Origin of the sequence: Blautia sp. HCP3S3_C4 (assembly GCF_052064095.1) — a bacterium.
GTDB lineage: Bacteria > Bacillota > Clostridia > Lachnospirales > Lachnospiraceae > Blautia_A.
Genome location: NZ_JBQHWF010000007.1, coordinates 1 through 13,690, shown reverse-complemented (window position 1 = coordinate 13,690; position 13,690 = coordinate 1). Strand labels below are relative to the sequence as shown.

Below are 13,690 nucleotides of genomic sequence, written 5' to 3'. Positions count from 1 at the left end.
AGCGTGTTGCTGGGAACGGAGTGAACAGTAACACAGCCTTTTTTCTTAATCGGAAATATTGCGGTGATGATTGACGAAGTCAGAGTCATAATTTACAATTATTATGACTATCTAATGAATGCTTCTGATATTATGGTAAGTGAAAGGAACAGGTAATAGATATTGTTTCAGATAGAGGAAGAATTAAAAAAGCTTCCGGGGAAACCGGGGGTTTATATTATGCATGGCGAGAAGGATGAGATCATTTATGTGGGAAAGGCAGTAAGCCTGAAAAACCGGGTTCGGCAGTATTTTCAGAGTAGCCGGAATAAAGGGGCCAAAATAGAACAGATGGTAACACATATATCCAGATTCGAATATATCATTACAGATTCTGAACTGGAAGCCCTTGTGTTGGAGTGTAATCTGATCAAGGAGCATCGGCCAAAGTATAATACCATGCTTAAGGATGACAAAAGTTATCCTTTTATCAAAGTAACGGTAAATGAAGAATATCCCAGAGTACTGTTTGCCAGGAGAATGAGTAAGGATAAAGCTAAATATTTTGGTCCTTATACCAGTGCAGGGGCAGTAAAGGATGTGATCGAACTGGTGCGCAAGCTGTATAAAGTTCGTTCATGCAGCCGTGTTCTTCCCAGGGACTGTGGAAAGGACAGACCATGTCTGTATTATCATATGAAACAGTGTGCTGCTCCCTGTCAGGGATATGTAACTTCTGAGGAGTACAAAAAGAGCATCGGTAAACTATTGAAATTTCTAAATGGAGACTTTCAGGATACCATTGACATGCTTACAGAGAAAATGATGACAGCATCCGAAGAAATGCGGTTTGAAGATGCTATGGAATACCGGGATCTTATCCGCAGTATTCAGAAGATTGGGGAGAGACAGAAAATTACAAGCTACGGGGAAGAAGATAAGGATATTATTGCAGCTGCCATGGATGACAGTCTGGATCTGCGTGAGCAGGACGCGGTAGTGCAGGTATTTTTTGTCCGAGGAGGTAAACTGATCGGCAGAGAACATTTCTTTCTTAGAGTGGCAAGGGGAGATACCAGATCACAGGTGTTATCCAGTTTTATCAAACAATTTTATGCAGGGACGCCTTTTATTCCCAGGGAGATCATGCTCCAGAGAGAAATAGAGGATGCTTCGATTATTGAAGAATGGCTGACTTCCAGGAGAAAACAGAGAGTATATATCCGGGTGCCGAAAAAAGGAACCAAAGAAAAACTGGTGGAACTTGCAGAAGAAAATGCAAGAATGGTTCTGGATAAAGACAGAGAACGTATCAGGCGTGAGGAGGGCAGAACAATCGGTGCTGTCCATGAGATAGAGACCTGGCTGGGACTTTCCGGGATCAGAAGGATGGAGGCTTATGATATTTCTAATATCAGTGGATTTGAATCTGTTGGCTCTATGGTAGTTTATGAAAAAGGAAAGCCAAAACGCAGTGATTACCGTAAGTTTAAGATTAAGTGGGTGCAGGGCCCCAATGACTATGCCAGTATGCAAGAGGTATTGACCAGACGTTTCACCCATGAAGGAAAGGATGAGTTTGATAGCTTTTCTATTTTGCCGGATCTGATTCTGATGGACGGAGGCAGAGGACAGGTGAATATTGCACTGAAGGTTCTGGAAGAACTGGGAATTAATATTCCGGTATGTGGTATGGTAAAGGATGATCATCACAGGACCAGGGGGCTTTATTATAACAATGCGGAAATTCCTGTTGATGCAGGAAGCGAGGGCTTTCGTCTGATCACCAGAATTCAGGATGAAGCCCACAGATTTGCTATAGAATTCCATAGGTCTCTGCGAAGCAAAGAACAGGTACATTCTCTGCTGGATGATATTCCGGGAATCGGAGAAACCAGACGTAAGGCGTTGATGCGGAAATTCAAATCCCTGGAAAATATCCGGGATGCCTCCCTGGAAGAACTGACAGAGACAGAGAGTATGAACGCAGGAAGTGCACAGCAGGTATATGATTTTTTTCATGTGTCAAATAGTAAGTAATCAGGTTAAGGGTTACATTATATATAGGAGTGTGCTATAATAAAAAACAGGAGATTTTAACTGAAAAGGAGAAAACAAATGAAGGGTGTGCAGTTGACAAAATTAGTACAGGAGCTGGGACTTCACAATCTTACTCCCGAAATTGATCTGGCTGAGATCTGGATAAAAACTGCTGAGATCAACAGACCGGCACTTCAGCTTACAGGGTATCTGGAGCACTTTGCAAATGAACGTGTGCAGATTATCGGATATGTGGAGTATACTTATCTGATGCAGCTCAGTGACGAAGAACGTAAGTTTAAATATGAGAGGTTTATTTCAAGCAAGATTCCGTGTGTGATTTTCAGCACGATGACCAGACCATCTCAGGATATGATTGATCTGGCGTTGAAATATCATGTGCCTACATTTGTGACAGAGAGAATAACATCAAGTTTTATGGCTGAGATTATCCGCTGGCTGGGAGTTCAGTTGGCACCCTGTATTTCTATTCATGGTGTTCTGGTGGATGTATATGGTGAAGGTGTACTTATTACAGGCGAGAGTGGAATCGGTAAAAGTGAAGCTGCTCTGGAACTGATCAAGCGAGGACACCGTCTGGTAAGCGATGATGTGGTAGAACTTCGAAAAGTTAGTGATGTTACTCTGGTTGGTTCTGCACCGGATATTACCAGACATTTTATTGAGCTTCGTGGTATTGGAATTATTGATGTAAAGACTCTTTTTGGTGTTGAGAGTGTTAAGGATACACAGTCGGTGGATCTGGTGATCAAGCTAGAGGAGTGGGACAGAGATAAAGAGTATGATCGTCTGGGACTTCATGAGGAATACACGGAATATCTGGGCAATAAGATAGTATGCCATTCCCTGCCAATTCGTCCGGGACGAAATCTGGCAATTATCGTTGAATCTGCGGCAGTTAACCATCGACAGAAAAAAATGGGCTATAATGCGGCGGAGGAGCTTTATAAGCGAGTACAGGCTAATATTGCCAAGAAACGGGAGACTAAATAATGCATGAGTATGACCGGGCAAGAAGGTACGGTATAAATACTGAAAAAGATAAATAATGGAGGCTAATATGGGAAAGTATTGTTTTGGAATTGACGTAGGTGGTACTTCGGTAAAATGCGGACTTTTTCAGACGGATGGTATTTTGATGGAAAAGTGGGAAATTCCTACGCGTAAGGAGAATAACGGCGAGGCCATTCTTCCGGATATTGCGAAAACAATTTTGGATAAGATCGAAGAACGAAAGTTGGATAAGGCGGAAATCGATGGTGTGGGAATTGGCGTTCCGGGACCGGTCAATGATAAAGGGGAGGTTTTGTGTGCAGTAAATCTCTTCTGGGGATTTAAAGCGGTGACCAAAGAGCTGACAGAGTTGACAGGTCTTCCATCTATGGCAGGCAATGATGCCAATGTAGCTGCTCTCGGCGAAGCCTGGAAGGGCGCGGCAGCAGGAGCTAAAAATGTAATTATGGTTACCCTTGGCACAGGCGTTGGAGGCGGAATTATTCTGGATAGCAGAATTATTTCCGGTTCCCATGGAGCTGGAGGAGAGATTGGTCATGCAGCTGTTCAGCATGATGAGACAGAAAAATGCAACTGTGGAAACAGAGGCTGTCTGGAACAGTACGCATCTGCAACAGGCATTGTACGTGTGGCAAAAAGAGTTATGGAAGCTACTGATGAGGAGAGTGTTCTTCGTGGCTTTTCCAGACTTTCTGCGAAAAATGTTCTGGATGCATACAAAGAAGGGGATAAGCTGGCTGCAAAAGTTATGGATGAGGTTGGAGAGAAGCTGGGAAGTGCCCTTGCTGTGTTTGCCTGCGTTGTTGATCCAGAGGCCATTGTAATAGGTGGTGGTGTTTCCAGAGCAGGACAGCCTTTGATCGATTGTATTGAAACACATTATAAAAAGTATGCATTTTCAGCATGTAAGGAAACTCCGATCATTCTGGCAAAGCTGGGAAATGATGCAGGAATTTATGGTTCTGCCAGAATGGTGATCTGATAAAGAAGATATAGATAAAATTAGAAAATTAAAAAACCGCATTCTGTTTTTGCAGAATGCGGTTTTTCTGAAGAGTAATTAATAATCAATCTGATACTGACTATCATCGCCGCCATCATCGGTATCACCAGTATTATCATAATCATTATTTCCGGTGTTGTCACCGTCAGTGCCATCCGTGTTTTCGGTGCCATCAGTGCTATCATCAGAAGTGTCTGTATTTTCGGCATCGGAAGTGTCCGTATTTTCGGCATCAGAAGTGTCTGTGCTGGAAGAATCTGTCTGATCTGAAGTATCATAATCATAACTGCTTTCGTCGTAGAAGTGTTCTTCACAGTATTCTGTTGGCATAGTACCTACATCGAAATATTCTGTGGTTACAGGACAGCCGGCTCTTGGAAGAAGTCCGGAGATAGCACAGATGCTCAGTTTTTCTACACTTGCAGGTTTCTCAAAATCTTTTTGAGGCAGTCCCTCATGGATTCTTGTCATAACTTTTTTCCAAAGATTACGGTGATATTTACGTGCATAATCAGGAAGCTTTTCGTTGTTATCATAACCGGACCATATTGCACAGGTATAATAAGGGGTATATCCCACAAACCAAACATCGTTATAAGCTTCAGTAGTACCGGTTTTACCGGCTACAGCCATATTATCAAGCTGGCAGGCGGTACCTGTACCGTATTTGACAACATCCTCCATAGCACTTGTAAGGAGATAAGCAGTGCTTTCCTTGATTACAGAACGCTCTACAGAGGTATTCTCGATCAGTACATTACCGTTATGATCCAGGATTTTGGTATAGTAAATTGGTTTGATATAATTACCGCTATTTGCGATAGATGCATAGGCAGCACATAATTCTACATTTGTGACACCCTTGGTAATACCACCAAGTGCTGTGGCAAGGTTGGCATCACTCCAGATATTGCCATTGGCATCCTTATCTGCTTCTGTTCCGTGTGCCAGGGTGGTAAATCCAAAATTATCCAGATATTTCAGTCCCAGATCAGGGGTTACTTCTTCCAGACATTTTACCGCAACAACGTTAACGGAGTTCTGAATTGCTGTACGGATAGTAGTTGTTCCTTCGTAGGAACGTGTACTGTTATTGACTGGAGATCCGTCCGGATAGGTATATGGTTCATCTTCAAAAGTAGTAGCAAGTGTCATGCCCTTTTCATTTAATGCAGGAGCATAGGTAGATACAATTTTGAATGTTGAACCTGGCTGGCGGGTAGTGTCTGTAGCTCGGTTTAGGGTCAGGCTGGCTGTTTTTTCGCCGCGCCCGCCAATCAGGGCTTTTACATAACCTGTATGCTGATCGATGACACTCATAGAGGACTGAGGCTGTGGTGCGAAATTTACACGTTCTGCAACTATTTTGCTGCCGTCAGCCAGAATGTTTTCTTTATAACGATCTACATAAGTCTGGCCTTCTTCAGGAGAATCAAAGAGAAGATCAAAATTCGGATCCTCATTCTGGAAATAAAGCTGCAGCATTTCTTTGCTGTAGTTAACCTGATTGCCTTCGGGATCTGTAACAGTAAGGGCAAAATCCAGTTCATACTGTGTCTGATCCGGGAAATTGGAAGGATCGGTATATTCCTCATCCAGAATATTCTGGATAGCAGAATCCTGGGTGGTATAGACTTTAAGACCGCCGCTGTAAAGCAGGTTGGTAGCCTGGGTTTTTGTGTAACCCTTAATATTCATAAGGTCATTAATGATCTGGTCTGTCAGTTCATCCTCGAAATAGGTATAAATGGTATTGGAATTGTCGGAGTGTTTTTCTTGGGCAGCCTGAATCCTGGAATATACATCATCTTCAAGAGCCTCTTTATACTGTTCTTCAGTAATATAGTTCTGATCAAGCATATGTTGCAGAACTTCTTTTCGACGTTTTTTGTTGCTGTCAGGGTTAAGAATAGGATTAAATTTTGTAGGATTCTGGGTGATACCTGCTAAAGTGGCACATTCAGAAAGGTTAAGATCCCATACGTCCTTATCAAAATATTGTCTGGCAGCAGCCTGTACACCATATGCACCGGCACCAAGGTTGATCGTATTCAGATAGTTTTCAAGAATGGCATCCTTATCAGTTTTTTTCTCAACCTGAATGGCAAGATACTGTTCCTGGAATTTACGTGTGAAACGTTCAAGCTGGGTAGATTCACTGGTCCAGTTGGTGAAAACATTATTTTTAAGCAGCTGCTGGGTGATCGTGCTGGCACCTTCCGAAAAATCGCCGCTTGTGAGAGCTTTTACGCCTGCGCGGAGAATACCTCGGACATCGATACCATTATGTTCATAAAATCGTTCATCCTCGATAGCAACTACTGCATGTTGCAATTCTACCGGAATCTGTTCCAGGGTTACAGGCAGTCGGTTGGCATCGGGAGCAGCCAGTTTACGGATCTGATTGCCCTGATCATCGTAGAGAAATGTTGCATAACCTAAGGGCATGATATCAATGTCATTTACATCAGGAGCATTATCAATAACTCCTTTAAAAGATCCGATTCCCAGACAGGTCACTCCGATACAGAGTGCGATCAGAGATACAAACAGCAATCTGATGAACGAAACCCTGGCACGTTTTCCCATCATGGAGGAACGGGAAATCAGAGAATTTCGCTTCTGCGCTGCGGATTTTTTACCATAGTTCATGTTAGACCTCCTTTATAATCCGTTTAATTATATCAAATAAGAATAAGTAAATAAAGCATAAAATAAAAAAATAGAGATAATCTGTTATCAGGTCTGTCGTTTTATCTGTTCATTAGTATATACAATACTGGTTTTTTTTTGTAATCCGTGATACACTGTAAATCGTTACTGGTCACTCCGTTCACAGTAACGTAGCCAAAATTCATTCCAGATTGCCTGCGGCAATGGAATTTTGGCTCGTATGTCTCGGGATAGTGGTGTGTGAATAGTAACTGTAAATCATAAAACACTTTGCTTACAGTAAAAACGGAGGAATCCTAAATGCTTGAAAAATATAAAACGGTATACGAAGGCGGTGAAGGCGAGATTATTGAAAAAAAATCCAGATTCATTGCTACTGTGCGTCCGGTGAATACAGAAGAAGAGGCTCTGGCATTTATAGAAGAAATGAAAAAAAAATACTGGGATGCCAGACATAATTGTTATGTGTATTCTGTAGGAAAAAACAGAGAATATACCAGATGCAGTGATGATGGCGAACCCTCAGGAACTGCAGGACGGCCTATGCTGGATGTGATTCTGGGAGAAGATATTTATAATGTGGCGGCAGTAGTTACCAGATATTTTGGCGGGGTTCTGCTGGGAACCGGCGGTTTGGTACGTGCTTATTCCAAAAGTCTCCAGGAAGGTTTGGCGGTCAGCACAATAATTGAGAAAACCCATGGGATTTCCATGGAAATAATTACAGATTACACAGGGATCGGAAAAATCCAATATATAGCCGGAGAACAAAGGCTTCCTATTCTGGACACAGAATATACAGATAAAGTGGTTGTTCATCTCCTTGTCCCTTCTGACCAGATCCAGATTACAGAAAAAAAGATTACTCAGGCAACCAATGGACGTGCCAGATTAAAAAAAGACAGAGATTTATATTATGCAGCGGTAAATGGTGAAATAAAAATTTTTCAGGAATAAAGTAACAGGGAGCAGTCCTGCAGATAATAAGTATCTGCAGGACTGCTCCCTGGAATTTTTTTACTACATATTCAGGATCAGCATTTTTCCGGTTCCGGATACTCTGTTCCAAAAGTATCCACAGTCATACTTTTGATTTTCTGCTCATCCAGAGGTCTGTCATTATAGTCGGTATCTTCCTCTGCAATTCGGTTTACCACATCCATGCCTTCTGTGATCTTGCCAAACGCTGCGTACTCTCCATCCAGATGTGGAGCGTTTTTATGCATGATAAAAAACTGGCTGCCTGCAGAATTTGGGTTCATAGCTCTTGCCATGGACAGTACACCTGCAGTATGTTTCAGATCATTTTTGAATTTGTTATGGGTAAATTCGCCTTTGATGCTATATCCGGGGCCTCCCATTCCATTTCCGTTGGGACATCCGCCCTGGATCATAAAGCCATTGATCACACGGTGAAAAATCAGTCCGTCGTAGAAGTTCTTTTTTACAAGACTGATAAAATTATTTACTGTATTTGGGGCGATCTCAGGATATAATTCAGCTTTCATCACATCGCCGTTCTCCATGGTAATAGTAACGATTGGATTTGCCATAGTTATTCTCCTTTTCAAAAAGTATTGTATTTCCTTGTTCGCTCTATTATAATATGCACAGAATAATTCTGCAAGAAAAAGGTGGAAAACATGATTATAGAGACAAATACCCCGCAGGAAACTTTCTGTGTAGGGAAGAAAATCGGTGAAAATGCCAGACCAGGACAGATTTATACCCTGACCGGTGACCTGGGAGTGGGAAAGACTGTTTTCACTCAGGGAGTGGCGGCAGGACTGGGAATTACAGAACCTATCAGTAGTCCGACTTTTACAATTATACAGGAATATGAGACCGGACGTCTTCCGCTGTACCATTTTGATGTTTATCGTATTGGTGACATTGAGGAGATGGAAGAAATCGGTTATGATGATTATTTTTTTGGAAAGGGAATCTGCCTGATTGAATGGGCAAATCTTATTGAAGAGATACTTCCGGAAAATCTTATTCAGATCACCATTGAAAAAGACCTGGAAAAAGGATTTGACTATCGAAGAATCACAGTGACAGGATTAGAATAAAACAGGCTATGTTCAGACTGATAAGAATTAATAAAAGCTGATATAAAATTTTGGACTGAGTGATATGGTCAGAAAATGAGGTAAATAGTAAATGAAGATTTTAGCATTGGACAGTTCAGGAATTGTCGCATCTGTAGCAGTTATTGAAGATGATATTCTGCTGGCAGAATATACGGTTAATTATAAAAAAACACATTCCCAGACACTTCTGCCTATGTTGGATGAGGTAGTAAAAATGACAGAATTGGATCTGGAAACCATAGATGCAATTGCGGTGGCAGCAGGTCCTGGATCCTTTACAGGACTCCGGATAGGCTCTGCCACAGCGAAGGGATTAGGACTGGCATTGAAGAAACCTTTGATAGCTGTTCCTACAGTGGATGCACTGGCATATAATCTTTATGATGTCAGTGGTCTGATCTGCCCTATTATGGATGCCAGAAGAAGCCAGGTTTATACAGGTATTTACAGATTTGAAGAGCATAAGCTTGTGGCTGTGAAACAACAATGGGCATCTCCGGTGACGGAACTGATCGAAGAATTAAATAAGCTTGGAGAACCTGTGACTTTTTTGGGAGATGGAGTCCCTGTGTTCCGCAGTATGATCGAAGAAAAGCTGCAGGTACATTATTCCTTTGCGCCTGCACATGTGAATAAGCAGCGGGCAGCGGCGGTGGGTACACTTGGAATGATCTATTACAAAGAGGGCAGAACAGAGACTGCCATGGAACATGTTCCGGAATATCTTCGAGTTTCTCAGGCAGAACGGGAACGGGCAGAAAGAGAGAAAGCAAAACAGGCTTAAAAGGGGATAAATGCATGATTCTAAGAGAAATGTTGATAGATGACCTGAAACAGGTCATGGAGATCGAGAGGGAACTGTTTCATGTACCTTGGACAAGAGAGGGCTTTTTTACTTTTCTTACCAGAGAAGATGCTATGTTTCTTGTAGTGGAGGAAAAGGAACAGATATTGGGATATTGCGGGCTTCTTATGGTGCTGGATGAAGGTGACATCACAAATGTGGCAGTGCGCAGAGACAGACAAAAGGAAGGAATTGGTAATTTTCTTATGGAGAGTCTTATCCGGCTGGCTGCTGAGAGAGGGGTTACTACGATTCATCTGGAGGTTCGGGTAGGAAATGACAGGGCTATCCGTCTTTATGAACGCAATGGTTTTACCAGAGATGGTATCCGAAAGGGATATTACAGTGATCCGACAGAGGATGCATTACTTATGACCAGACATCCTGAAAATAATTAAGAATTTTTGGGTAGATATTGTCTGGCAGCTATTCTATGTCGGAAAACAGGAGGAAATATATGTTAGATATTTGTTTAGTGGGAACCGGAGGCATGATGCCTCTTCCGAGAAGATGGCTGACTGCACTTATGACAAGGTATAACGGAAGCAGCCTTCTTATTGATTGCGGAGAGGGAACTCAGGTTGCAATTAAGGAGAAAGGGTGGAGCTTTAAACCTATTGATGTGATTTGCTTTACTCATTATCATGGGGATCATATCAGTGGATTGCCGGGACTGCTTCTTACTATGGGTAATGCGGACCGCAAAGAGCCCCTGACTTTGATAGGGCCAAGAGGTCTGGAACGAGTAGTAAATGCTTTGCGTGTAATTGCACCGGAGCTTCCTTTTGATATAAAATTTATAGAAATTACACAGCCGGAACAGGTGATAGAATTAAATGGGTACAGAATTACGGCCTTTAAGGTGAATCATAATGTAGTCTGCTATGGTTATACCCTGGAAATTTTAAGACAGGGAAAATTTTCTGCAGAGAGAGCTAAGGAACAGGAAATTCCGTTGAAATTCTGGAATCCTCTGCAAAAAGGACAGACCATTGAAGCAGAGGGAAAAATTTATACTCCGGATATGGTTTTGGGGCCGGAGCGTAAGGGGATTAAACTTACTTACACTACAGATACCAGACCAACGGATTCGATTTTGAAAAATGCAGCAGATTCAGACCTGTTTATCTGTGAGGGAATGTACGGTGAGGATGATAAAGCTGATAAGGCAAAAGGATATAAGCATATGACATTTCGGGAGGCAGCGGTTCTTGCCAGAAATGCCAATGTGCAGGAAATGTGGCTGACCCATTACAGTCCTTCACTGGTAAGACCCGATGATTATATGGATAAGGTGAGGGAAATTTTCCCTAATGCTTTTCCGGGAAAAGACGGAAAAAGTGTAGAACTTAATTTTGAAGATGAAAAGCAAAACAATTGATAGCATGGAAAATATTGAGGATAATAAAATGAAAGATACATTGATTCTTGCAATTGAGAGCTCCTGTGATGAAACTGCTGCTTCTGTGGTAAAAAACGGACGGACCATATTATCCAATGTGATCTCATCACAGATCGCACTTCATACATTATATGGAGGAGTAGTACCGGAAATTGCATCCAGAAAGCATATAGAAAAAATTAATCAGGTAATTGAACAGGCATTGACAGAGGCAGGAGTTACTTTGGATGATCTGGATGCTATTGGAGTGACCTATGGACCAGGGTTGGTTGGTGCTTTGCTGGTTGGCGTAGCAGAGGCCAAGGCAATTGCATACGCAAAGAAATTGCCATTGGTAGGAGTACACCACATTGAAGGTCATGTTTCTGCAAATTATATTGAACATCCGGATCTGGAACCACCGTTTTTGTGTCTGATCGTTTCGGGCGGACATACACACCTGGTAATTGTGAAGGACTATGGAGAATTTGAGATTCTGGGACGTACCCATGATGATGCAGCAGGAGAAGCTTTTGATAAAGTAGCCAGGGCAATAGGCCTGGGATATCCGGGAGGACCCAAGGTGGATAAGCTTTCAAAAGAAGGAAATCCAAATGCAATTGAATTTCCACGGGCGAAAATTGAGGGTTGTCCCTATGATTTCAGCTTTAGCGGGGTAAAGTCCGCGGTATTGAACTATCTGAATCATTCACAGATGACTGGAGAGGAGATCAACAGGGCAGATATTGCTGCTTCTTTTCAGAATGCAGTTGTGGATGTGCTGGTTGAACATACAATGGCAGCAGCAAAAGATTTTGGAATGAAAAAAATTGCTATTGCTGGTGGAGTTGCATCTAATGGAACACTCAGGGATGCCATGGAGACTGCCTGCCGGAAATATGGTTACAGTTTCTTCAGGCCATCACCTATCTTCTGCACAGATAATGCAGCTATGATCGGTGTTGCTGCGTATTATGAATACATGAAAGGAACCCGCAGTGGTTGGGATTTGAATGCGGTTCCAAATCTAAAATTAGGAGAAAGATAAAAATGACAGAGAATAATACAGCAATTGTCCTGGCAGCAGGTCAGGGAAAAAGGATGCAAAGTAAAATACAGAAGCAGTTTCTGGAAATACAGGGCTACCCGGTTCTGTATTATTCTCTGCGTTGTTTTCAGAAAAGTCCGTTGATTGGGAATATTATTTTGGTGACAGGGGAGGAAATGGTCTCTTATTGCAAAGAAGAGATTGTAGATAAGTATGGTTTTACCAAGGTTACCAATGTGATCGCCGGTGGAAAGGAACGTTATGATTCTGTTTATGCGGGGCTTTGCGCCTGCTCAGAAATACCATGCGATTATGTATTTATTCATGACGGAGCCAGACCATTTATTACGGAAGAAATGTTGGAAAGAGGCCTGGAAAGAACGCGGAAAACGGGTGCCTGTGTATTGGGAATGCCTTCTAAGGATACGGTTAAACTGGCCGATAAAAATGCTTTTGTAGAATCAACTCCAGAGAGAAATTATGTCTGGACAGTTCAGACACCTCAGATTTTCTTATATTCATTAATCAAAACTGCCCATGACAAAATTCGCCGGAAAGATATGAGCAATATTACGGATGATGCCATGGTGATCGAACAGGAGACGGGGGTAAAAGTAGCGTTGGCGAAAGGATCTTATCAGAATATTAAGATTACTACACCGGAAGATCTTTGGATTGCAGAGGCATTTTTGCGATCTGAAAAAATGTGAGAATAAAAAAATAAAAAAAAATCAAATTAGTTGTTGACAGTTCTGAAATAAGGTGATAGAATATCACTTGCGCTGACAGAGAAAAGCGTCGAAAATACGGAGAGATATCGAAGTGGTCATAACGAGGCGGTCTTGAAAACCGTTTGTCCGCAAGGGCGCGTGGGTTCGAATCCCACTCTCTCCGCTTGTCAGGTTGATAAAAAAGTCTTGGAAAAAACTTAAAAAAACACTTGACAAACAGCTTTGAAATGCGATATAATACACAAGGCTTTTCGATGAGAAAACATCGAAACAATCTTATAAAGAACACGAAAGTGTGAAGAGAGTTATCCGGAAGGATAACAACTCTAGGGCAATTTGGAGAAGTACCCAAGCTGGCCGAAGGGGCTCCCCTGGAAAGGGAGTAGGTCGTTAATAGCGGCGCGAGGGTTCAAATCCCTCCTTCTCCGTTCTTCTTAAAAAAGAAGAAAAAGTTCTTGACAGGAAGAAAGAACTGTGATAAAATTAAAAAGCTGTTGAGAAAAAAGTTGAAAAACTTGAAAAAACTTTAAAAAAGTTCTTGACAAGTTAAAAACAACATGATAAAATAGCAAAGCTGTCGCAAAGACAGAGAACCTTGATAACTAAACAGTGAAACACATACGATTCTCGAAAATTCTTTACACATGAGCATCGAAAGATGCGAATGCGGTTCGGTTCGTAAGAAACGAACTTCATTATTTGAGAACGGTTGAATAAACCAAAAACAGTAAAACGAGAGATAGCTAGTTGGTTGTCTTGAGTAATCAAACACTTTATCAGAGAGTTTGATCCTGGCTCAGGATGAACGCTGGCGGCGTGCTTAACACATGCAAGTCGAACGGGAAACCTTTTATTGAAGCTTC

12 protein-coding genes, 2 tRNA genes and 1 rRNA gene are annotated in these 13,690 nt (G+C 41.9%); 13 read left to right on the top strand and 2 right to left on the bottom strand.

Going from position 1 to position 13,690, the window contains the following annotated elements:
* Nucleotides 1–162: 162 nt before the first annotated feature.
* From uvrC to ACTNC6_RS07935, 3 genes are all read left to right on the top strand, one after another.
* The gene (gene uvrC / locus ACTNC6_RS07945; protein WP_441043796.1) at nucleotides 163–2,019 is read left to right on the top strand and encodes an excinuclease ABC subunit UvrC; all 1,857 of its coding nucleotides are present in this window, start codon (nucleotides 163–165) and stop codon (nucleotides 2,017–2,019) included.
* Nucleotides 2,020–2,097: 78 nt separating this feature from the next.
* Entirely contained in the window at nucleotides 2,098–3,033 is a 936-nt protein-coding gene (hprK, locus tag ACTNC6_RS07940; protein WP_441036408.1) for an HPr(Ser) kinase/phosphatase, read from the top strand.
* 67 nt (nucleotides 3,034–3,100) lie between these two features.
* The gene (locus ACTNC6_RS07935) at nucleotides 3,101–4,036 is read left to right on the top strand and encodes an ROK family glucokinase (protein WP_433845150.1); all 936 of its coding nucleotides are present in this window, start codon (nucleotides 3,101–3,103) and stop codon (nucleotides 4,034–4,036) included.
* 78 nt (nucleotides 4,037–4,114) lie between these two features.
* On the opposite strand, the gene ACTNC6_RS07930 is transcribed toward ACTNC6_RS07935, so the two are convergent.
* Entirely contained in the window at nucleotides 4,115–6,709 is a 2,595-nt protein-coding gene (locus tag ACTNC6_RS07930) for a transglycosylase domain-containing protein (protein ID WP_441043795.1), read from the bottom strand.
* A gap of 321 nt (nucleotides 6,710–7,030) precedes the next feature.
* Here ACTNC6_RS07930 and ACTNC6_RS07925 point away from each other — a divergent pair, with 321 nt between their 5' ends.
* Complete coding sequence (locus tag ACTNC6_RS07925; RefSeq protein WP_303243418.1) at nucleotides 7,031–7,687, top strand: YigZ family protein; 657 nt, start codon at nucleotides 7,031–7,033, stop codon at nucleotides 7,685–7,687.
* Between the two features lie 77 nt (nucleotides 7,688–7,764).
* On the opposite strand, the gene ACTNC6_RS07920 is transcribed toward ACTNC6_RS07925, so the two are convergent.
* Nucleotides 7,765–8,283 (bottom strand): peptidylprolyl isomerase, encoded by a 519-nt coding sequence (locus ACTNC6_RS07920; protein WP_019160853.1) that lies wholly within the window; start codon nucleotides 8,281–8,283, stop codon nucleotides 7,765–7,767.
* Between the two features lie 90 nt (nucleotides 8,284–8,373).
* Here ACTNC6_RS07920 and tsaE point away from each other — a divergent pair, with 90 nt between their 5' ends.
* From tsaE to ACTNC6_RS07875, 9 genes are all read left to right on the top strand, one after another.
* Complete coding sequence (tsaE, locus tag ACTNC6_RS07915; protein WP_173743981.1) at nucleotides 8,374–8,802, top strand: tRNA (adenosine(37)-N6)-threonylcarbamoyltransferase complex ATPase subunit type 1 TsaE; 429 nt, start codon at nucleotides 8,374–8,376, stop codon at nucleotides 8,800–8,802.
* Between the two features lie 91 nt (nucleotides 8,803–8,893).
* Nucleotides 8,894–9,607 (top strand): tRNA (adenosine(37)-N6)-threonylcarbamoyltransferase complex dimerization subunit type 1 TsaB, encoded by a 714-nt coding sequence (tsaB, locus tag ACTNC6_RS07910; protein ID WP_441036414.1) that lies wholly within the window; start codon nucleotides 8,894–8,896, stop codon nucleotides 9,605–9,607.
* Between the two features lie 14 nt (nucleotides 9,608–9,621).
* A complete protein-coding gene (rimI, locus tag ACTNC6_RS07905) occupies nucleotides 9,622–10,065 on the top strand; it encodes a ribosomal protein S18-alanine N-acetyltransferase (protein ID WP_441036416.1) in 444 nt (147 codons plus the stop codon).
* Between the two features lie 59 nt (nucleotides 10,066–10,124).
* Complete coding sequence (locus ACTNC6_RS07900; RefSeq protein ID WP_173743984.1) at nucleotides 10,125–11,048, top strand: ribonuclease Z; 924 nt, start codon at nucleotides 10,125–10,127, stop codon at nucleotides 11,046–11,048.
* A 28-nt stretch (nucleotides 11,049–11,076) separates the two neighbouring features.
* Nucleotides 11,077–12,096: a tRNA (adenosine(37)-N6)-threonylcarbamoyltransferase complex transferase subunit TsaD gene (tsaD, locus tag ACTNC6_RS07895; RefSeq protein WP_441043794.1), complete on the top strand. Its 1,020-nt coding sequence runs from the start codon at nucleotides 11,077–11,079 to the stop codon at nucleotides 12,094–12,096.
* A gap of 2 nt (nucleotides 12,097–12,098) precedes the next feature.
* Nucleotides 12,099–12,806: a 2-C-methyl-D-erythritol 4-phosphate cytidylyltransferase gene (ispD, locus tag ACTNC6_RS07890; RefSeq protein WP_441043793.1), complete on the top strand. Its 708-nt coding sequence runs from the start codon at nucleotides 12,099–12,101 to the stop codon at nucleotides 12,804–12,806.
* Nucleotides 12,807–12,904: 98 nt separating this feature from the next.
* Nucleotides 12,905–12,990: transfer RNA gene (locus tag ACTNC6_RS07885), tRNA-Ser, on the top strand.
* Nucleotides 12,991–13,165: 175 nt separating this feature from the next.
* Nucleotides 13,166–13,255 (top strand) — tRNA-Ser (locus ACTNC6_RS07880).
* Nucleotides 13,256–13,600: 345 nt separating this feature from the next.
* Nucleotides 13,601–13,690 (top strand): 16S ribosomal RNA (locus tag ACTNC6_RS07875); the annotation flags it as partial.